Source organism: Pimelobacter sp. 30-1 (assembly GCF_018831735.1).
Taxonomy (GTDB): Bacteria; Actinomycetota; Actinomycetes; order Propionibacteriales; family Nocardioidaceae; genus Nocardioides.
In genome coordinates, this window is record NZ_NHTS01000012.1 from 61,810 (window position 1) to 83,976 (window position 22,167).

27 protein-coding genes are annotated in these 22,167 nt (G+C 73.7%); 11 read left to right on the forward strand and 16 right to left on the reverse strand.

Going from position 1 to position 22,167, the window contains the following annotated elements; all coding sequences use genetic code 11:
* Positions 1–48: 48 nt before the first annotated feature.
* Entirely contained in the window at positions 49–396 is a 348-nt protein-coding gene (locus tag CCO04_RS24680) for a cytidine deaminase (protein WP_215816839.1), read from the reverse strand.
* A 41-nt stretch (positions 397–437) separates the two neighbouring features.
* Here CCO04_RS24680 and CCO04_RS24685 point away from each other — a divergent pair, with 41 nt between their 5' ends.
* Positions 438–725, forward strand: a complete 288-nt coding sequence (locus CCO04_RS24685; protein ID WP_215816840.1) for a DUF1330 domain-containing protein — start codon at positions 438–440, stop codon at positions 723–725.
* Here CCO04_RS24685 and CCO04_RS24690 read toward each other — a convergent pair.
* The 6 genes from CCO04_RS24690 to CCO04_RS24715 all read right to left on the reverse strand — a co-directional run bounded on the left by CCO04_RS24690 (position 722) and on the right by CCO04_RS24715 (position 5,780).
* Positions 722–1,603 (reverse strand): hypothetical protein, encoded by an 882-nt coding sequence (locus CCO04_RS24690; protein ID WP_215816841.1) that lies wholly within the window; start codon positions 1,601–1,603, stop codon positions 722–724. The two genes, CCO04_RS24685 and CCO04_RS24690, sit on opposite strands and share 4 nt — an antisense overlap.
* A 37-nt stretch (positions 1,604–1,640) precedes the next feature.
* On the reverse strand, positions 1,641–2,945 hold the full coding sequence (locus tag CCO04_RS24695; RefSeq protein WP_215816842.1) for a hemolysin family protein: 1,305 nt from the start codon (positions 2,943–2,945) through the stop codon (positions 1,641–1,643).
* Positions 2,942–3,400 (reverse strand): rRNA maturation RNase YbeY, encoded by a 459-nt coding sequence (ybeY, locus tag CCO04_RS24700; RefSeq protein WP_215816843.1) that lies wholly within the window; start codon positions 3,398–3,400, stop codon positions 2,942–2,944. Before ybeY ends, CCO04_RS24695 begins: the two co-directional genes overlap by 4 nt.
* Positions 3,397–4,446 (reverse strand): PhoH family protein, encoded by a 1,050-nt coding sequence (locus CCO04_RS24705; RefSeq protein ID WP_215816844.1) that lies wholly within the window; start codon positions 4,444–4,446, stop codon positions 3,397–3,399. The genes ybeY and CCO04_RS24705 overlap by 4 nt, the downstream gene beginning before the upstream one ends.
* A gap of 100 nt (positions 4,447–4,546) precedes the next feature.
* On the reverse strand, positions 4,547–4,894 hold the full coding sequence (locus CCO04_RS24710) for an HIT domain-containing protein (RefSeq protein WP_215816845.1): 348 nt from the start codon (positions 4,892–4,894) through the stop codon (positions 4,547–4,549).
* Between the two features lie 25 nt (positions 4,895–4,919).
* Positions 4,920–5,780 carry a hypothetical protein gene (locus CCO04_RS24715; RefSeq protein WP_215816846.1) on the reverse strand — a complete coding sequence of 287 codons (861 nt, stop codon included), beginning with the start codon at positions 5,778–5,780 and terminating at the stop codon, positions 4,920–4,922.
* A gap of 120 nt (positions 5,781–5,900) precedes the next feature.
* Here CCO04_RS24715 and CCO04_RS24720 point away from each other — a divergent pair, with 120 nt between their 5' ends.
* Genes CCO04_RS24720 through CCO04_RS24740 form a run of 5 tightly spaced genes read left to right on the forward strand, consistent with a single transcriptional unit; the run spans position 5,901 to position 10,069 of the window.
* Positions 5,901–6,482, forward strand: coding sequence for an RNA polymerase sigma factor (locus tag CCO04_RS24720; RefSeq protein WP_215816847.1), 582 nt, complete (start codon positions 5,901–5,903; stop codon positions 6,480–6,482).
* A gap of 60 nt (positions 6,483–6,542) precedes the next feature.
* Positions 6,543–7,121 carry a SigE family RNA polymerase sigma factor gene (locus tag CCO04_RS24725; protein ID WP_308281512.1) on the forward strand — a complete coding sequence of 193 codons (579 nt, stop codon included), beginning with the start codon at positions 6,543–6,545 and terminating at the stop codon, positions 7,119–7,121.
* The gene (locus CCO04_RS24730; RefSeq protein ID WP_215816848.1) at positions 7,118–8,080 is read left to right on the forward strand and encodes a hypothetical protein; all 963 of its coding nucleotides are present in this window, start codon (positions 7,118–7,120) and stop codon (positions 8,078–8,080) included. The genes CCO04_RS24725 and CCO04_RS24730 overlap by 4 nt, the downstream gene beginning before the upstream one ends.
* A 31-nt stretch (positions 8,081–8,111) precedes the next feature.
* Positions 8,112–9,020: a Gmad2 immunoglobulin-like domain-containing protein gene (locus CCO04_RS24735; protein ID WP_215816849.1), complete on the forward strand. Its 909-nt coding sequence runs from the start codon at positions 8,112–8,114 to the stop codon at positions 9,018–9,020.
* Positions 9,017–10,069, forward strand: coding sequence for a winged helix DNA-binding domain-containing protein (locus CCO04_RS24740; RefSeq protein ID WP_215816850.1), 1,053 nt, complete (start codon positions 9,017–9,019; stop codon positions 10,067–10,069). The genes CCO04_RS24735 and CCO04_RS24740 overlap by 4 nt, the downstream gene beginning before the upstream one ends.
* A 5-nt stretch (positions 10,070–10,074) precedes the next feature.
* Here the strand turns inward: CCO04_RS24740 and CCO04_RS24745 are convergent, their stop codons facing one another.
* The 3 genes from CCO04_RS24745 to hrcA are packed head-to-tail and all read right to left on the reverse strand — an operon-like array spanning position 10,075 to position 13,035.
* The gene (locus CCO04_RS24745) at positions 10,075–10,818 is read right to left on the reverse strand and encodes a 16S rRNA (uracil(1498)-N(3))-methyltransferase (protein ID WP_215816851.1); all 744 of its coding nucleotides are present in this window, start codon (positions 10,816–10,818) and stop codon (positions 10,075–10,077) included.
* A gap of 2 nt (positions 10,819–10,820) precedes the next feature.
* Entirely contained in the window at positions 10,821–11,990 is a 1,170-nt protein-coding gene (dnaJ, locus tag CCO04_RS24750) for a molecular chaperone DnaJ (protein ID WP_215816852.1), read from the reverse strand.
* A gap of 13 nt (positions 11,991–12,003) precedes the next feature.
* Complete coding sequence (gene hrcA / locus CCO04_RS24755; RefSeq protein ID WP_215816853.1) at positions 12,004–13,035, reverse strand: heat-inducible transcriptional repressor HrcA; 1,032 nt, start codon at positions 13,033–13,035, stop codon at positions 12,004–12,006.
* Positions 13,036–13,195: 160 nt separating this feature from the next.
* On the opposite strand from hrcA, the gene CCO04_RS24760 reads away from it, so the two are divergent.
* Genes CCO04_RS24760 through CCO04_RS24775 form a run of 4 tightly spaced genes read left to right on the forward strand, consistent with a single transcriptional unit; the run spans position 13,196 to position 16,228 of the window.
* Complete coding sequence (locus tag CCO04_RS24760; RefSeq protein WP_215816854.1) at positions 13,196–13,960, forward strand: hypothetical protein; 765 nt, start codon at positions 13,196–13,198, stop codon at positions 13,958–13,960.
* A gap of 55 nt (positions 13,961–14,015) precedes the next feature.
* Positions 14,016–14,795: an MBL fold metallo-hydrolase gene (locus tag CCO04_RS24765; protein WP_215816855.1), complete on the forward strand. Its 780-nt coding sequence runs from the start codon at positions 14,016–14,018 to the stop codon at positions 14,793–14,795.
* A 60-nt stretch (positions 14,796–14,855) separates the two neighbouring features.
* Positions 14,856–15,374, forward strand: coding sequence for a hypothetical protein (locus CCO04_RS24770; RefSeq protein ID WP_215816856.1), 519 nt, complete (start codon positions 14,856–14,858; stop codon positions 15,372–15,374).
* An 11-nt stretch (positions 15,375–15,385) separates the two neighbouring features.
* On the forward strand, positions 15,386–16,228 hold the full coding sequence (locus CCO04_RS24775; RefSeq protein WP_308281514.1) for a DUF3097 domain-containing protein: 843 nt from the start codon (positions 15,386–15,388) through the stop codon (positions 16,226–16,228).
* Between the two features lie 88 nt (positions 16,229–16,316).
* On the opposite strand, the gene CCO04_RS24780 is transcribed toward CCO04_RS24775, so the two are convergent.
* From CCO04_RS24780 to CCO04_RS24790, 3 genes are read right to left on the reverse strand one after another with little or no spacing between them, the layout of a single operon-like run.
* A complete protein-coding gene (locus CCO04_RS24780; RefSeq protein ID WP_252373854.1) occupies positions 16,317–16,541 on the reverse strand; it encodes a DUF6752 domain-containing protein in 225 nt (74 codons plus the stop codon).
* Positions 16,538–18,082, reverse strand: a complete 1,545-nt coding sequence (locus CCO04_RS24785) for a methyltransferase domain-containing protein (RefSeq protein WP_215816857.1) — start codon at positions 18,080–18,082, stop codon at positions 16,538–16,540. Before CCO04_RS24785 ends, CCO04_RS24780 begins: the two co-directional genes overlap by 4 nt.
* Complete coding sequence (locus CCO04_RS24790; RefSeq protein WP_215816858.1) at positions 18,079–18,513, reverse strand: adenylyltransferase/cytidyltransferase family protein; 435 nt, start codon at positions 18,511–18,513, stop codon at positions 18,079–18,081. The genes CCO04_RS24785 and CCO04_RS24790 overlap by 4 nt, the downstream gene beginning before the upstream one ends.
* Before the next feature lie 74 nt (positions 18,514–18,587).
* On the opposite strand from CCO04_RS24790, the gene CCO04_RS24795 reads away from it, so the two are divergent.
* The gene (locus CCO04_RS24795) at positions 18,588–19,175 is read left to right on the forward strand and encodes an AAA family ATPase (protein WP_215816859.1); all 588 of its coding nucleotides are present in this window, start codon (positions 18,588–18,590) and stop codon (positions 19,173–19,175) included.
* On the opposite strand, the gene hemW is transcribed toward CCO04_RS24795, so the two are convergent.
* Genes hemW through CCO04_RS24810 form a run of 3 tightly spaced genes read right to left on the reverse strand, consistent with a single transcriptional unit; the run spans position 19,120 to position 22,162 of the window.
* Complete coding sequence (gene hemW / locus CCO04_RS24800) at positions 19,120–20,331, reverse strand: radical SAM family heme chaperone HemW (protein WP_215816860.1); 1,212 nt, start codon at positions 20,329–20,331, stop codon at positions 19,120–19,122. The two genes, CCO04_RS24795 and hemW, sit on opposite strands and share 56 nt — an antisense overlap.
* A 32-nt stretch (positions 20,332–20,363) precedes the next feature.
* Entirely contained in the window at positions 20,364–21,242 is an 879-nt protein-coding gene (locus CCO04_RS24805; protein ID WP_215816861.1) for a 3,4-dioxygenase subunit beta, read from the reverse strand.
* A gap of 20 nt (positions 21,243–21,262) precedes the next feature.
* A complete protein-coding gene (locus CCO04_RS24810; protein ID WP_215816862.1) occupies positions 21,263–22,162 on the reverse strand; it encodes a 3,4-dioxygenase subunit beta in 900 nt (299 codons plus the stop codon).
* Between the last annotated feature and the right edge of the window lie 5 nt (positions 22,163–22,167).

The window sequence follows — 22,167 nt, forward strand, 5'->3', positions numbered from 1 at the left end:
GGCGCCGCGGGACCTCGGGCAGGCGTCACGACCCGGCCATGACATCTGTCATGGGCGGGTGAGGGTGTCTCCGATCGTGCCGCGCGGGTCGCCCACGTGGACGACGACGCCCGCCGCGCCCGCGAACTCCCCGAGCACCGCGCCGTCGGCCTCGGCGAGGCTCGCGCCGTCACCCAGCACCACGCACGCGTCGACCCCCGAGGCCCCGGACGCCACCGCCATCGCCACGACGGCCTGGACCGCCGTGAGGCGCAGCGACGGCAGGTCGACCGTCGCGGCGGCGTACGTGCGGCCGTCGGTGTCGCGCACCGCCGCACCCTCCGCGGCCTGGATGCGCGCACGGGTGGCGCGGGCGAGGGTGACGAGCTTCTGGTCCTCGGTGGACAGATCAGGCATGGGCTGATTATCGCCGACCGGGTCTCCGGCAGGATGACCCCATGCCTGCCTACTGGATCAGCAACTACCGCGCCGTGCACGACGCCGACAAGCTGGCGGCCTACGCCGCGCTCGCCCTGCCCGCCCTGGTCGAGGCCGGCGGCACCTTCCTGGCCCGCGGCCTGCCCGAGCAGGTCTACGAGGCCGGGCTCCAGGAGCGCGTGGTCATCATCGAGTTCGCGAGCGTCGAGGCGGCCGTCGCGGCCCACGACACCCCTGCCTACCAGGAGGCGCTGGCCGCGCTCGGCGACGGCGCGGAGCGCGACCTGCGGATCGTCCCGGGGGCCTAGCCCGGATGCGCCTGCGCCTGGGTCGCCCCGACATCCGCCGGTACGCCGACCGGTTCGGCCTGCCCCAGAGCGACGACGGGCTCGGGGTGACCTTCCTCGGCGTGGCGACGCTGCTGCTCGACGACGGGACGACGTCGGTGCTCACCGACGGCTTCTTCTCCCGTCCCTCGCTGCCGCGCGTCCTGCTCGGCCGGATCGGCCCCGACGCGGCCCGGATCGACGCGGCGCTGCGCCGTGCCCGGATCGACCGGCTCGACGCGGTGGCGCCGGTGCACACCCACTACGACCACGCGATGGACTCCGCGGCCGTCGCCGCGCGGACCGGCGCCACCCTCTACGGAGGGACGTCGACCGCGCACGTCGGTCACGGCGGCGGCCTGCCCGCCGACCGGGTCACGGTCGTGGTCCCCGGCGAGCCGGTGGCGGTCGGCGGCTTCCGGCTGACCTGGCTGGAGTCGGAGCACTGCCCGCCCGACCGCTTCCCGGGCACGATCACCGCGCCCGTCGTACCGCCGGTCAAGGTGGACGCCTACCGCTGCGGCGAGGCCTGGTCGATCCTGGTCGAGCACGACAGCGGCCGGACCGCGCTGGTCCAGGGCAGCGCCGGGTTCCGGCCCGGCTCGCTGGCCGGGCGCAGCGCCGAGGTGGCCTACCTCGGGGTCGGCCAGCTGGGCGTGCAGAGCCCCGACTACATCCGGCAGTACTGGGCCGAGACGGTCGAGACGGTGGGGGCGCGCGAGGTCGTGCTCATCCACTGGGACGACTTCTTCCGGCCGCTGGACCGGCCGCTGCGCTGCGTGCCCTACCTGGGCGACGACCTCGACGTGACGATGGAGATCTTCGCCGGGCTCGCCCGCGACCAGGGGGTCGGCCTGCACTTCCCGTCGGTCGGGCGGCGCGAGGACCCCTGGCGGCTCAGTCGTCGGCGAGCTCGGCCGCGGCCGGGGCCACCCGCGAGATCAGCACGGTGCCGATCTTGTTGCGCCGTCCCGCCGCGCGCTCGGCCTCGAAGCGCAGCCCGTAGGCCTCGACCACCGAGCCCGGGATCGGGACCCGGCCGAGGTGCTTGGCGAGCAGGCCGCCGACGGAGTCGACGTCCTCCTCCTCGATGGGGAAGCCGAAGATCTCGTCCAGGTCGTCGACCGGGTAGCGCGAGGAGACCCGGACGCACTCGTCGGCGGGATCGCCGACCTGCTCGACCTCGACCTCGGCCTCGTCGTGCTCGTCGGTGATCTCGCCGACGATCTCCTCGAGCAGGTCCTCGATGGTGATCAGGCCGGCGGTGCCGCCGTACTCGTCGACGACGATGGCGACGTGCCGGCGCCGGGCCTGCATCTCGCGCAGCAGGTCGTCGACCGGCTTGGACTCGGGCACCCAGTGGACCGGGCGCATGACCTCCTCGACGCGCTGGGTCAGCTCGACGTCGGGAGCCTCGAAGTCACGGCGGGCGACGTCCTTGAGGTAGGCGATGCCGCGCACGTCGTCGAGGTTCTCGCCGACCACCGGCACCCGGGAGTAGCCCGAGCGCAGGAAGAGCGACATCGTCTGGCGCAGGTTCTTGTGGGCCTCGATGTAGACGACGTCGCCGCGCGGCACCATCACCTCGCGCACGGTCGTGTCGCCGAGCTCGAAGACCGAGTGGATCATCTTGCGCTCGTCGGCCTCGATCAGCTCGGTGGCCTCGGCCATGTCGACGAGCTCGCGCAGCTCGGTCTCGGTCTGGAACGGGCCCTCGCGGAAGCCGCGGCCGGGCGTGATCGCATTGCCGACCAGGATGAGCAGGCGCGGGATCGGGCCGAGCACGGTGGTCAGCATCGACAGCGGCCAGGCGCTCCAGAGCGCGACCGTCTCGGCGTGCTGCTTGCCGACGGTGCGGGGGGCGACGCCGATGACGACGAACGAGACGACGAGCATGACGCCGAGGGCGACGCCCGCACGGGCCCACCAGGAGGCGTCGAGGCGCTCGTCGACGTAGAGGGTGACCACGACGATGGCCGCGATCTCGCTCAGCAGCTGGAGCAGCAGCGCGGTGTTGAGGTGCCGGGGCGCGTCGTCGAGGACGGCGAGCAGCCGCTGGGCGCCACCGCGTCCCTCGCTGAGCATCTCGTGGGCCCGGGCGCGCGAGAACCCGGCGAGGGCGGCGTCCGCCGCGGCGAACAGGCCCGCGAGGACGACGAGGACGGCGGCCGCTCCCAGCGGCCAGAGACTGTCGGCGATCATGCGTCCGGCTGGGCCCGCCACTGCGCCAGCAGCTGGTCCTGGAGACCGAACATCACCTTGTGCTCCTCGGGCTCGGCGTGGTCGTAGCCGAGCAGGTGCAGGATGCCGTGGGTGGTGAGCAGCTCCAGCTCGGCGAGCGTGCCGTGCCCGGCCGTCTCCCCCTGGCGCTCGGCCACGGAGACGCAGAGGACCAGGTCGCCCAGGACGCCCTCCTCGGGCTCCTCGTTGACCAGGCCGGGACGCAGCTCGTCCATGGGGAAGGCGAGGACGTCGGTCGGGCCCTCCTTGTCCATCCACTTCTCGTTGAGCTCGGCGATGGTGTCCTCGTCGACCGCCTTGATGCACAGCTCGGCGAGCGGGTGGACGCGCATCTGGTCCATCACGAACCGCGAGAGCCGCGCGAAGTGCTGGACGTCGAGTCCGCTGCCGGACTCGTCGAGGATCTCGATGCTCACGCGGGGTCGTCCTTCTTGCTGTCGAGCCGGCGGTCCTGGCGGAGCTCGCGCTTGGCTTCCTTCTGGGCGTCGAACTCGTCGTAGGCCGCGACGATGCGCGCGACCAGCTTGTGCCGGACGACGTCGTGGCTGGTGAGCCGCACGAACGCGAGGTCCTCGACGCCGTCGAGGATGCCCTCGACGATGCGCAGGCCCGAGCTCGTGCCCGAGGGCAGGTCGACCTGGGTGACGTCGCCGGTGACCACGATCTTGGAGCCGAACCCGAGCCGGGTCAGGAACATCTTCATCTGCTCGGGCGTGGTGTTCTGGGCCTCGTCGAGGATGATGAACGAGTCGTTGAGCGAGCGGCCGCGCATGTAGGCCAGCGGCGCCACCTCGATCGTCCCGGCGGCCAGCAGCTTGGGCACCGACTCGGGGTCGAGCATGTCGTGCAGCGCGTCGTAGAGCGGGCGCAGGTAGGGGTCGATCTTCTCGCTGAGCGTGCCGGGCAGGTAGCCCAGGCGCTCGCCGGCCTCGACCGCCGGACGGGTCAGGATGATCCGGTTGACCTGCTTGGCCTGCAGCGCCTGGACCGCCTTGGCCATGGCCAGGTAGGTCTTGCCGGTGCCGGCCGGGCCGATGCCGAAGGTGATCGTGTGCTGGTCGATGGTCTCGACGTAGCGCTTCTGGTTGAGCGTCTTGGGCCGGATCGAGCGCCCGCGGTTGCTCAGGATGTTGAGCGAGAGGACGTCGGCCGGGCGCTCCGAGGTGGCCGTCTCGGCGCGCAGCATCGCCTCGACGCGCTCGACGACCTCGGGGGTGATCCCCTGGCCGGTGCGCAGGATGGCGACGAGCTCCTCGACGAGGCGCTCGGCGAGCTGGAGCTCGTGGGGGTCACCGCTGAGGGTGACGCGGTTGCCGCGGACGTGCACCTCGACGCCGAAGCGCTTCTCGATGATGCCGAGGTGCTCGTCGCCAGGACCGAAGAGCGTGACCATGTCGATGCTGTTCGGCACCACGACGGTGTGCCGGGTGGAGGTGATCGGGGTGGGCGTGGAGTCGGTCATGGATGCCCGGTGACGGGCGGCCTTTCAGTACGGCGAGCTGGCCCCTCCATGCTACGGGAGGGATCCGCCGACGCCCACTCGTTTGCGACGAGGGCCGGGCTCAGCCCGGCGGCCAGGTCATCGCCCGGCCGGCCAGGACGTGGCAGTGCGTGTGGAAGACGGTCTGCCCGACGCCGGCTCCGGTGTTGAAGACCAGGCGGTAGTCGTCGTACCCCTCGGCGGTGGCGACGGCGCGCGCGGTGGTCGCGATCTCGGCGAACATGGCCGGGTCCGCGTGCGCCGAGGAGGCCGCGTCGGGCTCGTGGTCGCGCGGGACGACGAGCACGTGCAGCGGCGCCTGCGGGTTGATGTCGCGGAAGGCGACGGTGCGCTCCCCCGTGTGGACGATGTCGCCGGGGATGTCACCGGCGACGATCTTGCAGAACAGGCAGTCCGGATCGGCACTCACCGGGCCAGCCTAGGACCTGCGGGACTCACCACTCCCAGCGAACCCCGAGGTAGCCCGGGCCGAACGCCGTCTGCCGGTAGTGCACGCTGCTGCTGCCGGCGAGGTCGACCGGCCAGTCGTGGCGCAGCCCGCCCTCGAGGAAGAACACCCAGCACCGCGCCGGCACCTTGTCCGGGTGGAAGCGGACCCAGACCAGCGCCTCCTCGAGCCGCTGCTCGGCGGCGAGTGCGTACTCGGTGTCGAAGTCGGGCCCCAGGTGCGGCGCCCGGCGGGCCTCGATCTCGGTGATGGTGGACTCGCCCAGCGCGAGCGGCCGCTCGAAGACCAGCCGGCTGCCGCGGATGCCGTGCTCGAGGTCGACCACCTCGCCGATCGTGCAGCCGGCGACGGCGGACATCTCGGTCTCGTTGACCTCGGTCCCGGTGTCAGGTCCGACGAAGAGGGTGATCCCGTCGACCCCCTCGCGGTCCGCGACGACCACCTGGCGCACCCGGGCCCGCAGGATCTCCCCCTGCGCGCCCACGTCGACGACCAGGTGCGAGGAGACCCGGCAGACGTCCTCCTCACCGACCACGGCCTCGACCGCGGGGTCGCCCAGGAGCTCGTTGAAGGGCTCGACCGCTCCCACCCGCCGGCGCAGCCGGCCCGAGAGCCGCCGGCTCAGCGCACCGGCCTCGAGGCCCAGCAGCGCCTCGAGCTCGGGGATCGCCTCCAGCGACGCCGTGCGCTCGGGCTCGCGCTGCCCCGAGCGCCAGTACGACAGCGCGGTCAGGGACACCGGGTGGCCCCGCTCCGAGAGCCGGTCGCGCACCGACGCGAGCGTCGCCCCGCGACGCTCCATCGCCGTGCTCAGCACCTCGGCGAAGGTCGTCGTGCTCCGGGCCATGCCCGCGAGCATGCCCCAGCCGCGTCGCCTTCACACCACGACGTCCGGTAAGTGAAAAAGCGCTTCCTAGCCTCACAGTCCGCCCCTCGACGCGAGGGGCCGTCACCAAGGGGGACAGACATGGGGATCACGGAAGTCGACGAGGTCGGAGCGCAGGTCACGGACGAGGAGATCGCGGACCGCGTGCGCGCGGGCGACGAGAGCGTCTTCGACGAGCTGTTCCGCCGGCACCGGGCGGCGGCGCTGCGCGTCGCGCGCTCGATCATCCCCGGCGAGGAGGACGACGCCGTGGCCGAGGCCTTCCTCGGCCTGCTCTGCGTGCTGCGCGACGGCGGCGGCCCGACCCGCGGGGTGCGGGCGTACATCCTCGCCAGCGCCCGCAACCGGGCCCTGCGCCGCACGCACCTGCGCGGGCGGGTGCGGGTGACCGACGTCCCCCAGCTCATCGCCGAGGCCGGCGCCGTCCAGCCCGACCACCTGTGGGTGCACGAGGGCGACCTTCTCGTCCAGGCGTTCCGGGCGCTCACCCGGCGCCAGCAGCTCGTGCTGTGGGCGATCGAGGTCGAGGGCCGCCCGCCGCGCGACCTCACCACGCTCCTGGGCTGCGACGCGGCGGCCGTCTCGGCCGTCGCCTACCGGGCCCGCCGCCGGCTCCGGGACCTCTACTTCGAGCAGCTGGTGGAGACGCCCCAGGCCGGGTGACCTGCGTCGCAGCCGGAAAAGGCGTGTCAACCGGCACGCGGTGTGGTGCGTGGAACTACCGTGACGATCCATGCGGTGCTCGGCGCTCCCTACCTCCCTGCCGAGGCGGAGCGACCCGTCGTGACGGACGTCGACCTCGCGATCGAGCGCCTCTACCTGGACCACTGGCACCAGCTGGTCCGGCTCTCGGTGCTGCTCGTGCGCGACACCGGCCAGGCCGAGGAGATCACCCAGGACGCCTTCGTCGAGCTGCACCGGCGCTGGGGGCGCCTCGACGACCCTGACCGGGCGCTGGCCTACCTGCGCCAGACCGTGGTCAACCGGTCCCGCTCGGCGCTGCGCCACCGCGGCGTCGTCCAGCGGCACCTCGCCCGCCAGCACGTCGTCGACCTGGCGCCGGCGGCCGACGAGCCCGTGCTCGCCGACAGCCGGCGCCAGCTCGTGCTCGACGCGCTCCAGCGGCTCCCCCGGCGCCAGCGCGAGGTGCTCGCGCTGCGCTACTACCTCGAGCTCTCCGAGGCCGAGATCGCCGAGACCCTCGGCATCAGCCGCGGCGCGGTCAAGAGCCACGCCTCCCGCGGCTCGGCGGCGCTGCGCCCCTTGCTCGAAGCCCGCGACCTGAAGGGAGGCGACCGATGAGCCCCGACGAGGACGCCCAGCTCCGCGCCCTGTTCTCCGACGCCGTCGCCGACGTCGACCCGCACGACCGGCTCGGCGAGATCCGGCGCCGTACGTCCCAGCGGCCCCGGCGCAGCCGGCGCCGTCCGCTCCTCGTGGTCCTCGGCGCCGGTACGGCGACCGCGGCCGTCGTCGCCATCACGGCCCTGGCCGCCGACTTCCGCGACGACCGCGACGCCCCGGCCGCGTCCGGTCCCACGGAGTACCCCGGCGCCGTCTACTTCGTCTCCGAGACCTCCGTGGGCGCGCGGCTCTTCCGCGAGTTCCAGCCACTGCCCGCCACCGACGACATCGCGGTGCGCACGCTCGACGCCCTCCAGCAGATGGAGGTCGACGCGGGCCCGGTCGACAACGACTACGACACCGGGTGGCCCGACGGCTCCTTCACCGCGGTCAGCGTCGACCAGACCAGCATCACCGTCCAGGTCGGCGCGGTCGCGCTGAGCGCGCCCGCCGACGTCCCCGCCGACACCGCGGCGCTCGGCGTCCAGCAGGCGGTGCACACCGCCGATGCCGCGGTCGGCCAGCCGCTGCCGGTCACCTTCGAGCACGCCGGCGCCCCGGTCACCGAGCTGCTCGGGACCAAGGTGGAGCAGCCCGCCCTCCGCAACACCCGGGTCGAGGCGCCGGTCAACATCAACGACCCCGTCGAGGGCCTCGAGGTCGGCGACGTCCTCGCCGTCCGGGGTCAGGTCACGCCGGTCTCCGCCGAGCGCGCCGACACCGTCGCCTGGGAGGTGCACGACGCGACCGGCGCCACCCAGGTGGCCGGCACCACGCCGGTCACCGAGTTCGCCTGGCAGATGACGCTCGAGGTCGGCAACCTGGCACGGGGGCGCTACACCCTCGTCGTGTGGCCCGACGTCGACGACGAGGCCGTGGCGGGCGCGATCGACACGCGGAGCTTCGTCCTCCGCTGACCTGGCCACGGCACACGAAAGGATCGGGACCATGACCTCCGCCCTTCCCCGCACCCTCGCCACCCTCGGCGGCGCCGTGCTCGCGCTCGGCCTGCTCGCCGGCTGCGGCGACGACGAGCCCGCGGCCGAGTCGCCGGCCACGCCGTCGTCCAGCGCGCCGACGTCGCCCTCGGCCACCGACGGGACCGACGCGCCGAGCGAGGTGCCCACGAGCGGCGACCCCAGCGCGATCCCGGTCTACTACGTCGCCAAGACGCCCCAGGGCGACCGGCTCTACCGCGAGTTCACCCAGATCTCCGGCGCGGACCGCCTGGTCGCCGCCGCCTCCGCCGTGACCAGCGGCAAGCCGGTCGACCCCGACTACCGCACCACCTGGCCCGGCGGCCGGTTCACCTCGGTGACCAAGACCGCCGACGCGATCGTGGTCGAGGTCCCCGACGCCTCCTGGCTCCAGGCGGGCTCGCTCAGCCCGGCGCAGGCCCGGCTCGCGGTCCAGCAGCTCGTCTACACCCTCCAGGGCACCGCCGGCGCCCGCCTGCCGATCCAGGTCCAGCAGGACGGCAAGCCGGCCCCCACGCTGCTCGGCGTCGACGCCGCCCAGGGCCTCACCGCCGCCCCCGAGCTCGACGTGCTCGCCCTGGTCAACATCACCGAGCCCGCCGAGGGCACCGCCGTCGACGGGAAGTTCACCGCCGAGGGCCGGGCCAGCTCGTTCGAGGCGACGGTGCCGTGGGAGATCCAGGACGCCGCCGGCAAGGTCGTCCAGCAGGGCTTCACCACCGCCGAGGGCTGGGCCGACAAGCTCTACCCGTGGTCGACCGAGGTCGACGTCAGCAAGCTCGCCCCGGGCCGATACACGTTCATCGCCCGCACCGACGACCCGTCGGGCGGCGAGGGCGGCGGCCCGACCGAGGACACCAAGCGGATCACGGTGAAGTGAGGTTCACCCGCGCCCGGCTCAACCGGACGCTCCTCCTGCGCCAGCACCTGCTGGAGCGCACCACGCTGACGCCCGCGGAGATGATCGGGCACCTGGTCGGGCTCCAGGCCCAGGAGACGCTGCCGCCGTACCTGTCGCTGGCGGCGCGGATCGCCGACGTCGACCCGCACGCGGTGAGCGCGGCCATCGAGGACCGCTCCCTCGTCCGGGTGCTCAGCCTGCGCGACACCGTCCACCTGCACCTGCCGGACGACGCGGTGACCCTGCCGGTCTGGGCCGCGCCGGTTCGCGAGCGCGAGATCAAGGCCAGCCAGACGATCGGGTCCGCGCGCGAGGTCGACCGCGCCGCGTTCTCGGCGGCGGTCCACGAGGTCCTCGCCGACGGGCCGCTCCCCCAGCGCCTCCTCGGCGCCGCCCTCGCGGAGCGCTTCCCGGACCACACCGCCACCCAGCTGGGCCAGGTCGCCCGGGTCGCGGAGGTCCTCGCCCAGCTCCCGCCGCGCGGCTGCTGGAAGCCGACCGGCTCGACCGCGGTCGCCTACGACCTCGCCGACCGCTGGACCGGCCTGCCCCTGGCCGAGCCGGACGTGCCGGCGATCGTGCGCCGGTTCCTGCGCGCCTACGGCCCCGGCACCGCGGCCGACGTCACGGCCTGGTCCGGGATCACCCGGCTGGGGCCGGTCGTCAAGGCGATGGACGACCTCGAGGTGCACGAGGACGAGGACGGCAAGGTGCTCTACGACGTCGCCGGCGCGCCGGTCGCCGACGAGGACGCCCCGGCGCCGGTCCGCCTGTTCGGCACCTACGACAACCTGTGGCTCTCCCACGCCTCCCGCGACCGGGTGATGGAGCCCGAGCACCGGCGGCTGTGGATGGGCGTCAACGGCGCGCAGGCCATGTCAGTCCACGTCGACGGCTGGTTCACCGGGCTGTGGCGGGCCGAGGAGGGCCGGGTCGTCCTGGTCGAGATGGTCCGCGAGCTGACCCGCGCCGAGCGGGCCGGGCTGGACGAGGAGATCGCCCGGGTCGAGGCGCTGCTCGCCCGCTGAGCGGCTCAGCCGCCCCAGCGGGGCGTGCGGACCAGGAGGGCGGCGACGGCGGCGACGCCGGCGGTCGACGTACGGAGGACCTCGGTGCCCATCCGCACCGACACCGCGCCGGCCTCGACGAACCGGGCCACCTCGTCCTCGCTCAGCCCGCCCTCGGGGCCGACCACGACGAGCAGCTCGCCGTCGTCGGGCAGGGCGAGCGCGCCGAGCGGCTCGGTGGCGTCCTCGTGGAGCACGATCGCCACGTCGGCGTCGACCACCAGGGCGGCGACCTCGTCGGTGCTCGCCAGCGGGACCACCTCGGGGTGCCACGCGCGCCGGGACTGCTTGGCCGCCTCGCGCGCCGTGGCCTGCCACTTGGCCAGCGACTTCGCGGCGCGCTCGCCCTTCCAGACCGCGACGCTGCGCGCCGCCGCCCAGGGGACGATCCGGGCCACGCCGATCTCGGTGAGCACCTCGACCGCCAGCTCGCCGCGCTCGCCCTTGGGCAGCGCCTGGACCACGGTGACCCGTGGCCGCGGCTCGGCGTGGTCGGTGACCTCGGTGACGACGGCGGTGAAGGTGCGCTTGGTCGTCGCGCTCACCTCGGCGGTCGCCACCCGGCCCCAGCCGTCGGCGAGCTGGAGCGCCTCGCCCACCCGCAGCCGCCGTACGACGACCGCGTGGTGGGCCTCGTCGCCCTCGACGAGGACCTCGTCACCGGCGCGGACCGCCTCGAGCGAGGGCACCAGGTGCTGCGGGAGGGTCATGCTCAGTGTGCGGTGAACGCGTCGCGGAGCCGGCCGAAGACGGACTTGTGCGGCGGCCGGACGTCGCCGGTCGGCTGCTCCTCGCCGCGGATGGCGGCCAGCTCGCGCAGCAGCTCCTCCTGGCGCGGGTCGAGGCGCGAGGGGGTCTCGACGGCGATGGTGACGCCGAGGTCGCCGCGCCCGCCGCGCAGGCCGGGGACGCCGCGGCCGCGCAGCACGACCTGGTGACCCGACTGGGTGCCGGCCGGGACGCCGAGCTCGAAGGAGGTCTCGACCCCGGAATCCGCGCCGCTCTCGAGGTCGGCCTCGAGCGTGGGCAGGGTGAGCGTCGTCCCGAGGGCGGCGGCGGTCATCGGCACCGAGACCGTGCAGTGCAGGTCGTTGCCGTGGCGCTCGAACACCTCGTGGGCGGCGACGTGGATCTCGACGTAGAGGTCACCCGCGGGGCCGCCGCCGGGGCCGACCTCGCCCTGCTCGCTGAGCTGGACCCGGGTGCCGTTGTCGACGCCGGCCGGGATCTTGACGGTGAGGGTACGACGCGAGCGGACCCGCCCGTCGCCCGCGCACTCGCGGCACGGGTCGGGGATGATCGTGCCGAAGCCGCGGCAGGCCGCGCAGGGCCGCAGCGTGCGGATCTCGCCGAGGAACGAGCGCTGCACGTGGGCGACCTCGCCCATGCCGTGGCAGGTCTCGCAGGGCACCGGGTGGGTGCCGGCCGCGGTGCCCTCGCCGCTGCAGGTCGAGCAGCGCACGGCGGTGTCGACCTTGAGCTCGCGGGAGACGCCGAACGCGGCCTCGGCCAGCTCGACCTCGAGCCGGATCAGGGCGTCCTGGCCCCGGCGTACCCGCGGACGGGGGCCCCGGCCGGCCGCCTGGGCGCCGCCGGCCCCGCCGAAGAAGGCGTCCATGATGTCGGTGAACGAGAAGCCCGCGCCCTGGCCGCCGAAGCCGCCGCCGCCGAACATGTCGCCGCCGCGGTCGTACGCCGCCCGCTTCTGCGGGTCGGAGAGCACCTCGTAGGCAGCGGTGACCTGCTTGAAGCGCTCCTGGCTCTCCGGGTCGGGGTTGACGTCCGGGTGCAGCTGCCGGGCCAGCTTGCGGTAGGCCTTCTTGATGGTGTCGGCGTCCGCCTCGCGGTCGACGCCCAGCAGCTCGTAGGGGTCCTGGCTCACGTGTGTTGCTCTCTCAGCTCTCGTCGAGGATGCGCGAGACGTAGCGCGCCACCGCGCGCACCGCCGCCATCGTTCCTGGGTAGTCCATGCGGGTGGGGCCGACGATGCCGAGCGCCGCCAGCGCGTCGTCGGGGCCGTAGCCGGTCGCGACGACGCTGGTCGAGGCCAGCTCCTCGAAGGGGCCCTCGGCGCCGATGCGCACCGTGACCGCGCCGCCGCTCGTCGCCTCGCCGAGCAGCTTGAGCAGCACGACGTGCTCTTCGATCGCCTCGAGCAGCGGGCGCACCGAGGTCTCGAAGCTGTCGCCGAAGCGGGCGAGGTTGGCGGTGCCACCCACGATCACGCGCTCGTCGGAGCGGTGGTCGCTCATCGCCTCGACCAGCGCCTCGACCACCACGGTCGCCGCGGCCGACGGGGCCGGCGCGCGGCCGTCGTCGGTGGGCTTGACGAGCGCGTCGAGCGCGGTCGCGGCCTCGGCGATCACCTCGCCGGTGGCGGCGAGGTTGACCCGCGAGCGGAGCGCGGCCAGCTCGTCGTCGGCCAGCGCCGCCTCGAGCTCGACCACGCGCTGCTCGACCCGGCCCGAGCTGAGGATGAGCACCAGCAGCAGGCGGGTCGGGGTGAGCGCGACGATCTCGACGTGGCGCACCGTCGAGCGCGACAGCGTCGGGTACTGCACGACCGCGACCTGGCGGGTCAGCTGGGCCAGCAGCCGCACGGAGCGGTGCACGACGTCGTCGAGGTCGACGGCGCCGTCGAGGAAGCTCGCGATCGCGCGGCGCTCGGCGGAGGTGGTCGGCTTGACCGTGGAGAGCCGGTCGACGAAGAGCCGGTAGCCCTTGTCGGTCGGCACCCGGCCCGCGCTCGTGTGCGGCTGGTGGAGGTAGCCCTCCTCCTCCAGCGCGGCCATGTCGTTGCGGATCGTCGCCGGCGAGACGTTGAGGTGGTGCCGCTCGACGAGCGTCTTGGAGCCCACGGGCTCCTCGGTCGCCACGTAGTCCTCGACGATCGCACGCAGCACGGCGAGCCTGCGCTCCTCCTGCATGCCACCTCCTGGATCCGTCGCCCGGAGCACCACTTGGCACTCCACCGCAGTGAGTGCCAATGCTACCGCCGCGGTCCACGAAAGGACGGACCCTGGCCACCGGAGGTTGCGTAGGTTAGGCTCACCTAAGCAAGCACGAACGACGGCGAAGGAGCGGCACGTGACCCTCGACCCCGGGACCCACACCGAGACCACCCGGCTCGACGCCCAGCGGCTCGCGGCCGCGGCGCGCAGCATCCTCGCCTGCCCGCGCGACGTGCAGCTCGTCGTCGACGGGATCGACGACGTCACCGACGGTCTCGACCAGGACCGCCTGGAGATGCAGGACCACAGCGGCCGCCCGGTCTTCAGCTGCCCGGCCGGCTCCGCGCTCGCCCTGGCCGCCACCGACCGCCGCGGCGCCCTGCTCACCCTCGGCAGCGGCCTGGGCCCCGAGGGCTCCGCCGACCGCGACGCCACCCTGACCCTCTCCGGGCGCCTGGACGCGGTCGGGCTCGAGCAGTGCGAGTGCTGCGACGAGGTCCGGATGCGGATCGCGCTGCACCTCGACTTCGTCCTCCTCACCCGCACCGGCCTCCCGGCCGTGGCGCCCGGCGCACCGGAGGCCGTTCGGATCCGGGTGCCGCTCGGGGCCTTCACCTCCCCCGACCACGACCTCAACCGCGGCTTCCTCCAGCGCTCGACCGAGCACGCCAACCTGTGCCACCAGGACGAGCTGCGCCGCGCCATCGCCACCCTCACCCAGACCCGCCTCGGCGAGGTCCTCGGCGTCCACCTGGCCGGCCTGCGCCCCGACGGCGTCACCCTCCAGTGGGTCGACCCCACCGGCGCCCACACCACCGACCTCCACTTCCCCCGCCCCGCCGCCTCCACCCAGGAGCTCGGCGAGATGCTCCGCTCCGAGCTCCACGCCGGACTCTGCTGACCGCCGAGGGCGCAGGGTTCCGGCCCCGAAGGCGCAGGGTCGATACGGTGGGGACGTGCCGGCATTCACCGAGGTAGCGGACCGGGTCTGGGTCCGCCGCGTCCCCTCGTACGACGTCAACCTGGTCGTCGTCGGAGGTGAGCGCGGCCTCGTCGTGGTCGACACCCTCGCCAGCGCCGCGGAGGCGCGGGCCGCGATCGCCGCGATCGGCGACCTCGGCGCAGGTCAGGTCGTCGCGGTGGTCAACACCCACGACCACTTCGACCACGTGCTCGGCAACGGCACCTTCCGCGACCGGTACGACGGCATCCCGGTCCACGCGACCGAGGAGGCTGCCGCCCGGACCGACCCCGTGGCCCCGCCCGCCGACACCACCTTCGCCAGCGCCGCCGTGATCGACCTCGGCGACCGCCAGCTCGAGCTCGCCCACCTGGGCCGCGGGCACACCGCGGGCGACCTCGTCGTCCGGGTGCCGGACGCCGACGTGCTGCTCGCCGGCGACCTGGTCGAGGAGTCGGCGCCGCCGGCCATGGGCGGCGACTGCTACCCGCTGGACTGGCCGGCCACGCTCGACCTCGTGCTGGGGCTGACCACGCCGGGCACGGTCGTCGTACCGGGGCACGGGAAGGTGGTCGACCGCCGCTTCGTCGAGGACCAGTGCGACGACCTGCGTGCGGTCGCCGAGACGATCCGCGACCTGGCCACACGGGGGGTGCCGGAGGCCGAGGCCGTCGCGGCGGCGGAGTGGCCCTATCCGGCCGAGGCGCTGCACCACGCGATCCCGCGCGGCTACGCGCAGCTGCCCCCGGTCCGCCGGCAGCTCCCGCTGGCCTGAGCGCGTGCCGGTCCCGGGAACAGCACCCCGGAGACCGCCGGAACCGCCTAGGGTGCGTCCATGGCAGCGGTCGTGATCGGTCACGTGGGCGGTGAGATCGCCGTGCCGGGCGAGGTGTGCGTCAAGACCGGCATCCGCACCCGCGAGTTCGTCGTCCTCCGCGGCAGCACGACGCCGCCCTGGGTGAACGTGCTGATCGTCTTCACCGTCATCGGCTGGCTGTGGGCCAGCAGCATGGCCGCCCGGCGCTACCGGGTCGAGGTGCCGTTCCTGCACCGCCACTGGGACCGCTGGCGGCGGATCCGCCGGACCGCCGTGCTGGTCGCGCTGATCGGTGTGATCCTGGCCTGCTGGGCGTCCGTGGCCGGCATCCCCCACTCGGCCGCCTTCCTCAGCCTCACCGTCGGGGGCATCGCCCTCGGCATCGGCAACAGCCTGCTCAACACCGTCGGCCTCACCCAGCGGGGCGACCTCCTGCTGCTGACCCGCGTCCACCCCGACGCGGTCGTCGCGATCCGGGCGGGACTGAGCGCCGCACGCCGCGTGTCCCAGCCCGGCACGGGGGCCCGCTCGACCTAGGGTGGTTCGTCGTGGATCGCTATGGGACCGACGTGCTGTCAGGCGACTGGAAGGTCCCCAAGCGGGGCCGGGCCGTGGAGACACCCGCCGACCTCGGCCTCGTGGTCGAGGAGGTCACCACCGACTGGTGCGGCGAGATCGTCGCCGTCGACCGCGACCTCGACACGGTGACCCTCGAGGACCGCCGGATGAAGCGGCGTACGTTCCCGCTGGGCACCGGATTCCTGCTGGAGGGCAAGCCGGTCATCCTGGTCCCGCCCGTCACCAACGCCGGCCCGGTCAAGCCGACCCGTACCGCCAGCGGCTCGATCGCCGTCCACGACGCCAAGGCCCGCGTGGCCCGGGCGAGCCGGATCTTCGTCGAGGGCCGGCACGACGCCGAGCTGGTCGAGAAGGTCTGGGGCGACGACCTGCGCATCGAGGGCGTGGTCGTGGAGTACCTCGGCGGTGTCGACGACCTCGCCGACCACCTGCGCGACTTCAAGCCCGCGCCCAACCGGCGCGTCGGCGTCCTCGTCGACCACCTGGTGCCGGGCTCGAAGGAGAGCCGGATCGCGCAGAACATCATGAAGTCGCCGGTCGGCAAGGACGTGCTGATCGTCGGCCACCCGTTCATCGACATCTGGGAGGCGGTCAAGCCGTCGCGGCTCGGGTTCGAGACGTGGCCGAAGGTGCCCAAGGGCATCGACTGGAAGAAGGGCACCTGCCAGCAGCTCGGCTGGCCGCACCGCGACCAGGCCGACATCGCGCGGGCATGGAAGCACATCCTCGGCGGCGTCCGGGGGTTCCAGGACCTCGACCCGGCCCTGCTCGGGCGGGTCGAGGAGCTGATCGACTTCGTGACCCAGGCCTGACCATCCGATTGTCAGACCACCTTGCGGTTTGGGACCAAACCTGGCCGAAACGGGCCGCGGGGCTGCGGTTTCTGCCCCATCACCAGCCCTAGAGGCCGGTCCGGAACCGCCCCAGCACCTCGTCGACCCGCGCCTGGTCCCGCGCCTCGATCGGGATCAACAGCTCGGTCACCACGTCAGTCAGCTCGGCGATGCGCCGGTTGAGCTGACGGTTCTCCTGCACCTCGGCCTCCAGCACGCGCACCCGCTCGCGCAGGGTCCCGCGCTCGCGGATCTTCGCCCGGACGCGGTGGGCCAGCTCGGTCGTCGTCATCGCTTCTCCTGGTGATCGGGCGCCGGCCAGGCGGCGCGGATCCGGCACACGGCCGGGTCGGGCAGGTCGAACATGTCCTCGCCGGGACCCACGGTCAGGTGCTCGACGACGCCGCCGGAGGACTCGATCCCGCGGCGCACCACCTCGACCGGGGTACGGCGGACCAGCCCGTCGCCCGGGCTCGGCTCTCCGACAGCGAGCTCGAGGAACAGCCGCCCGCCGCCGGGGCGCAGAGCCATCCGGGCGAGCAGCCAGAGCTGGTCGAGCGCGGCCGCGTCGAGGCAGCCGACGAGGTGGCGGGCGTAGAGGTCGTGCGGGTCCCGGGCGAGCCGGGTGCCGTGGGCGAGGGTGGAGCGCAGCTCGCCGAGGATCAGCTGGTCGACGTCGATGTCGAGGCCCTGGCGCCCCGCCCGACGCCGTACGACGCCGAGGCTGCCGCGGGAGAAGTCCACCGCCCCCGTACGACGTCCCGACCGTGCGAACCACAGCGCGTCCCGCCCGGTGCCGGCCCCCACGTCGAGCACCGCACGCCCGTCGCCGAGCTGCGGCGCGACCCACTCGGCGAAGGCCGACGGCCCCGCAGGCACCGCGGAGCGCCGTGGTCCGTTGTAGAGCTCGGTCCAGCGCCCCATCTCGGTGCGGAAGCCGCGCAGCCAGCCGTCGAGGCGGCGCACGCCCGCGGGCGGGTCGGCGTAGCGGAAGGACGGGTCCGGGGTGCGCCACTGCGGGCCGTAGAGGAACGCGAGCATCGCCTCCGGATCGCGCGGGACCGGGAACTCGTGACCGTGCAGCTCGATCGTCGAGAACGGCTCGATCGCCGAGCGCGGCAGGTCCCCGCTGCGGTTGCCGAGCTGGAAGAACGTCTCGCCGACGTGGAACGCGGCGAAGACGTCGATGTGGCAGACCCGTCCGTCGGACAGCGGCAGCAGCAGCTTGACGTCGCCGCCGGACATCCGCAGCAGCCGCCAGCCCTGGGCCCGCATCGCCCGGGTGATCCGGTAGGACTCGGCGACGATGTCGGCCGGGCTCGTGTGCGCGGACAGGTAGCACAGGTCGGTGTCGGAGTCGTGCGCGAGCATCCGGCCCTCGCGGACCGCGCCGAGCAGCGCCCCGTAGTTGAGGTACGCCGCCACGCCGGCGTGCTCGCGCAGGTCGTCGATCGCACGCCGGGTGCCGGCGAGGATCTCCTCGCGGACCTGCTCGTCGGTGTCGGCGAACGAGCGGGCCAGGTGGCCCACCTTGTCGACGCTGAGCCGGTGCCCGGCGCGATCGACCACGGCGAGCGAGCCGTCCCCGCCGCCGAGACCGACCTCGTCGTCGTACAGGACGGCGGAACCGGTCGGGTCGGTCACCCGGACCCGGCCGCGCCCGCTGAGGTACGGCCGGAGCACACCGGGCCAGGGCACGAGCACTCCCCCGGCCGCCGGCGCCCCGTCGCGCGCGGGCGTCAGCGACCACACGTAGTGGCCGTCGATCTCGACCACGAGAGGGCTTCCGCCCGGGGGTACCAGCAGGCCGTCGTCGGAAACGGCGACGGTCATGACGCCCCGCGGCTCGCGAGCGCCTTGCGCAGCGCGGTCGAGGAGGTCTGGAGCGTGTAGGGGAAGTAGGTCACCTCGACCCCCAGGGCAGCCATCCGCTCCTCGAGCCGGCGGCCCTTGGCGGTGCCCTCCCAGTCGTCACCCTTGAAGATCCGGTGGAAGCCGACGTCGCGCCACGAGTCGGTCTTGTCGGCGGTGCGCTCGGCGTAGACGGCGTCGACGATGCCGATCGCCTCGACGATCTCGAGCCGCTCCTCGAGCGGGACGGTCGGGACGACGCCCTTGGTCTCCAGGCACACCTCGTCGGCCACCACACCCGCCACCAGCACGTCGCACCACGGCCGTGCCTGGCGCAGCGCGTTGAGGTGTCCGATGTGGAACAGGTCGAAGGCGCCCGGCACGTAGCCGATCAGGGGTCCCGACTTCTTCATAAAGTCGAGTGTAACACTACAGTTAGTTGATATTCAGATTCCGGCCGCCTCCTGCGGGTTGTAGCGTGACGCGGGTGAGCGCCGACATCATCCTGCTCACCGGTCCTCCCGGGGCGGGGAAGTCGACGACGGCGCGGGCCCTGGCGACGACCTACGACCGGGCGGTGCACCTGCACACCGACGACTTCTGGCACTTCATCGCCGCGGGCGCGATCGCGCCCTACCTCCCCGAGTCGGACGCACAGAACCACACCGTGCTGCGGGTCATCCAGCGCGCGGCCGCGGCCTATGCGGCGGGCGGCTTCACGACCGTCGTCGACGGGATCATCGGCCCGTGGATGCTCGACCACTTCCGGCGGGCCGAGGACGCCGCGGACGCCCGGCACCACTACGTCGTGCTGCGCCCCTCCCGCGCCGAGACGCTGCGCCGGGCCCAGCGCCGGACCAGCCCGGACGCGCTGGTGGACGAGGGCCCGGTCCTCGCGCTGTGGGACCAGCTCGCCGACCTCGGGCCGCTGGAGCGCCACGTCCTCGACACCACGGAGCACACCCCCGCCGAGACGCTCGCGGCGGTCCGCGCCGCCCTGGCGAGCGGAGCGCTGGAGCTCAGGCCAGCAGCCGGTGCACCACCCCGTCGGCGAGCAGCCGACCCCGCTGGGTGAGCACGACCCGCTCGGCGCGGCCCTCGACGAGCCCGTCGGCGACCAGGGCGTCCAGCTCGGCGAGCCCCGACGCGTCGAGGGCCGCGACCGGCAGCCCGTCGCGCAGCCGGACCTCCAGCAGCACCCGCTCCACGCGGCGGGTCTCGGCGTCGAGGACCTCGCGGGCCTGGGCCGGGCTGACGCCGTCGGCCAGCCGGCCGGCGTAGGCCTTGGGGTGCTTGACGTTCCACCAGCGCACGCCGCCGACGTGGGAGTGGGCGCCGGGGCCGATCCCCCACCAGTCCGCGCCGGTCCAGTAACCGATGTTGTGCCGGCAGCGGGCCGCGTCGTCGCGTGCCCAGTTGGAGACCTCGTACCAGCCCAGGCCGGCGGCGGCGAAGCGCTCGTCGGCCTGGAGGTACTTGTCGGCCAGGTCGTCGTCGTCGGGCATCGGCAGCTCGCCGCGGCGGACCCGGCGGGCCAGGGCGGTGCCGTCCTCCACGATCAGCGAGTACGCCGACACGTGGTCCGGCGCGCACGCCAGCGCCGCGTCGAGCGTCGTGCTCCAGTCGGCCGCGCTCTCCCCCGGCGTGCCGTAGATGAGGTCGAGGCTGATCTGGCCGAAGCCCGCCGCGCGCGCCGCGTCGACGACTCCGGGCACCCGGAGCGGGTCGTGGGTGCGGTCGAGGACCGCGAGCACGTGGGGCACCGCCGACTGCATGCCGAACGAGACGCGGGTGAAGCCGGCCTCGCGCAGCCGCTCCAGGTAGGCCGCGTCGACCGAGTCCGGGTTGGCCTCGGTGGTCACCTCGGCGCCGGGGGCGAGCCCGAGCTCGTCGTCGATGGCCCGGATGATCCGGCCGAGGTCCTCGGGCGGGAGCAGCGTCGGCGTCCCGCCGCCGAGGAAGACGGTCTCGACCGGGCGGTCCACGTCGCCGAGCACGCGCCGGGCCAGCCGCACCTCCGCCACCGCCTGCTCGGCGTACGACGCCCGGCTGACGCCGGGCCCGAGCTCCTCGGCCGTGTAGGTGTTGAAGTCGCAGTAGCCGCACCGCACCCGGCAGAAGGGCACGTGCACGTAGACCTCGAACGGGCGCCGGCCGAGCTCGGCGAGCGCGGCGGGCGGGAGCGACCCGTCGGCGGGGGCGGGATCGCCTTCGGGCAGGGCGGACGGCATCCGACCAGTCTCCCAGGCGGGCGGCCGGAGGGTCAGACCGGCACGTTGAGGGTGGCGACGTAGCCGTCGGCGACCGAGCCGGTCATGGTCACCATCTGCAGCGAGTAGCCGTCGCGGAAGATGCTGTCGGAGTCGAGCGTGATCGCCTCGAAGTTGGCCACGCTCGCGCCGTAGCCGGCCGAGGCGTAGACGTCGGCGGACACGCCCGCCGGGAACGCAAGCTGGCTGGTGCGCAGCTTGGGGGCGGCGCCGCGGGTAGCGTGGGCGAGGCTCTCGTAGACCTCGAAGTGGATGTGCGGCCAGCGCTGCGGGTAGCAGCCCGGGAAGACGGTGACGAACTCCAGGTTGCCGTCGGCGTCGGCCTCCTGGACCCCACGCAGGTAGTTCTCGTCGCGCGCGCCGTCGTTGTAGAGCGAGTAGCGCCCCTCGCGGTCGCACTGCCAGACGTAGACCGCGGCGCCCGCCAGCGGCGTGACGTCGGTGCCGGCCAGGTCGAAGATCCGCATCCGCAGCGTCACCGGGACGCCGCCGGCCACCCCCGACGCACGGCCGAAGCTGCCGCGGATGTCGCGGCGTACGACGCCCGCCTCGGTGAGCACGTCGGGGCCGTTGGTGCCGTTGCCGGGGAAGGGCCCCTGGGTCTCCTCGGGGATCTCGCCGGCCTTCGGGTCGATCGGGTGCGCGGTCGCGGTGGCCGTCGCCGTCCCGGCCGGACTGGACGGCGGGGAGGTCGGCGGCGAGGTCGGGGGCGTGGACGTCGGCTTGGACGCCGCGGGCTTGTCGTCGGTGGCGCAGCCCGCGACAGCGAGGGCGCCCACCCCGCCGACGACGCCGAGGAGTCCGCGGCGCCCGGTGCGGAGGATCCGCGGCAGGTCGTGGCGGAGTCCGAGATCGTGGTCGTGCTGCGTCATGCCCCCATCGAACCAGCCGCTCAAACCGGCACGTTCATGCTGACCGTGTATCCCTCCTCGACAGAACCCGTCACCTTGGCCAGCTGCAACGAGTAGCCGTCGCTGAATATCCCGTCGCTGTCGAGGCTCAGCTGGGCCAGGTTGGTCACGCTCTGCTCGTAGCCCTCGGTCGCGTAGACGGTGTCGCACACGTCCTGGGGCAGCGCGAGCTGCGAGGTGCGCAGCTTGTTCTCGGCGCTGGTCGCCGCCTTCAGGCTCTCGTAGACCTCGAAGTGCATGTGCGGCCAGCGCCCGGCGTAGCAGGCCGGGAAGATCGTGGTGAAGGTCAGGTTGCCGTCGGCATCGGCCTCCTGGACGCCGCGCAGGTAGTTCTCGTCGGCGATCGCGTCGTCGTACATCGAGTAGCGGCCCTCGCGGTCGCAGTGCCACAGGTAGATCGCGGCACCCGCGAGCGGGGTGACGGTGTCGCCGTTGAGGTCGTAGACCTTGAGCCTGACCGTCGTCGGGACGCCTGCGGCGACACCGGACGCCGTACCGAAGCTGGAGGTGAGGTCGCTGCGCACGACGCCCGACTCGGTCAGCACGTTGGGCCCGTTGCTCCCGTCGCCCGGGTAGGGACCGGCGGTCTCCTCGGGGATCTCCCCCTCGGCGACCTCGACGCTGGTGTCCCCGCCCGGGGCACCACCGGCGGGCGGCGCGCCACCCGGACCGGACGGCCCCGAGGAGGACGTCGTGTTGATGCTGGTGGCGGTGTCGTCGGAGCCGCAGGCGGTCAGCGCGACCGCGGCCCCCACCCCGCCCAGAAGACCGAGCAGCCCACGACGCGCCATGATCTTCGGCAGGTCGTGGGCCAGCCCGAGGTCGTGCTCCTCGGTCTCGTCAGCGCCGGGGACGTGGGTTCGGTGGCTGTGGTGGCTCATGCCGC

What these genes read in the sequence shown, in the direction of transcription:
- CCO04_RS24715 (WP_215816846.1), bottom strand. Translation starts at nt 5,780, where the DNA reads ATGGCCCGGAGCACGACGACCTTCGCCGAGGTGCTGAGCACGGCGATG.
- hemW (WP_215816860.1), bottom strand. Translation starts at nt 20,331, where the DNA reads ATGCCGTCCGCCCTGCCCGAAGGCGATCCCGCCCCCGCCGACGGGTCG.
- CCO04_RS24730 (WP_215816848.1), top strand. Translation starts at nt 7,118, where the DNA reads ATGAGCCCCGACGAGGACGCCCAGCTCCGCGCCCTGTTCTCCGACGCC.
- CCO04_RS24695 (WP_215816842.1), bottom strand. Translation starts at nt 2,945, where the DNA reads ATGATCGCCGACAGTCTCTGGCCGCTGGGAGCGGCCGCCGTCCTCGTC.
- CCO04_RS24705 (WP_215816844.1), bottom strand. Translation starts at nt 4,446, where the DNA reads ATGACCGACTCCACGCCCACCCCGATCACCTCCACCCGGCACACCGTC.
- CCO04_RS24720 (WP_215816847.1), top strand. Translation starts at nt 5,901, where the DNA reads ATGGGGATCACGGAAGTCGACGAGGTCGGAGCGCAGGTCACGGACGAG.
- CCO04_RS24745 (WP_215816851.1), bottom strand. Translation starts at nt 10,818, where the DNA reads ATGACCCTCCCGCAGCACCTGGTGCCCTCGCTCGAGGCGGTCCGCGCC.
- CCO04_RS24680 (WP_215816839.1), bottom strand. Translation starts at nt 396, where the DNA reads ATGCCTGATCTGTCCACCGAGGACCAGAAGCTCGTCACCCTCGCCCGC.
- CCO04_RS24735 (WP_215816849.1), top strand. Translation starts at nt 8,112, where the DNA reads ATGACCTCCGCCCTTCCCCGCACCCTCGCCACCCTCGGCGGCGCCGTG.
- CCO04_RS24685 (WP_215816840.1), top strand. Translation starts at nt 438, where the DNA reads ATGCCTGCCTACTGGATCAGCAACTACCGCGCCGTGCACGACGCCGAC.
- CCO04_RS24785 (WP_215816857.1), bottom strand. Translation starts at nt 18,082, where the DNA reads ATGACCGTCGCCGTTTCCGACGACGGCCTGCTGGTACCCCCGGGCGGA.
- CCO04_RS24810 (WP_215816862.1), bottom strand. Translation starts at nt 22,162, where the DNA reads ATGAGCCACCACAGCCACCGAACCCACGTCCCCGGCGCTGACGAGACC.
- CCO04_RS24770 (WP_215816856.1), top strand. Translation starts at nt 14,856, where the DNA reads ATGGCAGCGGTCGTGATCGGTCACGTGGGCGGTGAGATCGCCGTGCCG.
- hrcA (WP_215816853.1), bottom strand. Translation starts at nt 13,035, where the DNA reads ATGCAGGAGGAGCGCAGGCTCGCCGTGCTGCGTGCGATCGTCGAGGAC.
- CCO04_RS24790 (WP_215816858.1), bottom strand. Translation starts at nt 18,513, where the DNA reads ATGAAGAAGTCGGGACCCCTGATCGGCTACGTGCCGGGCGCCTTCGAC.
- CCO04_RS24805 (WP_215816861.1), bottom strand. Translation starts at nt 21,242, where the DNA reads ATGACGCAGCACGACCACGATCTCGGACTCCGCCACGACCTGCCGCGG.
- CCO04_RS24780 (WP_252373854.1), bottom strand. Translation starts at nt 16,541, where the DNA reads ATGACGACGACCGAGCTGGCCCACCGCGTCCGGGCGAAGATCCGCGAG.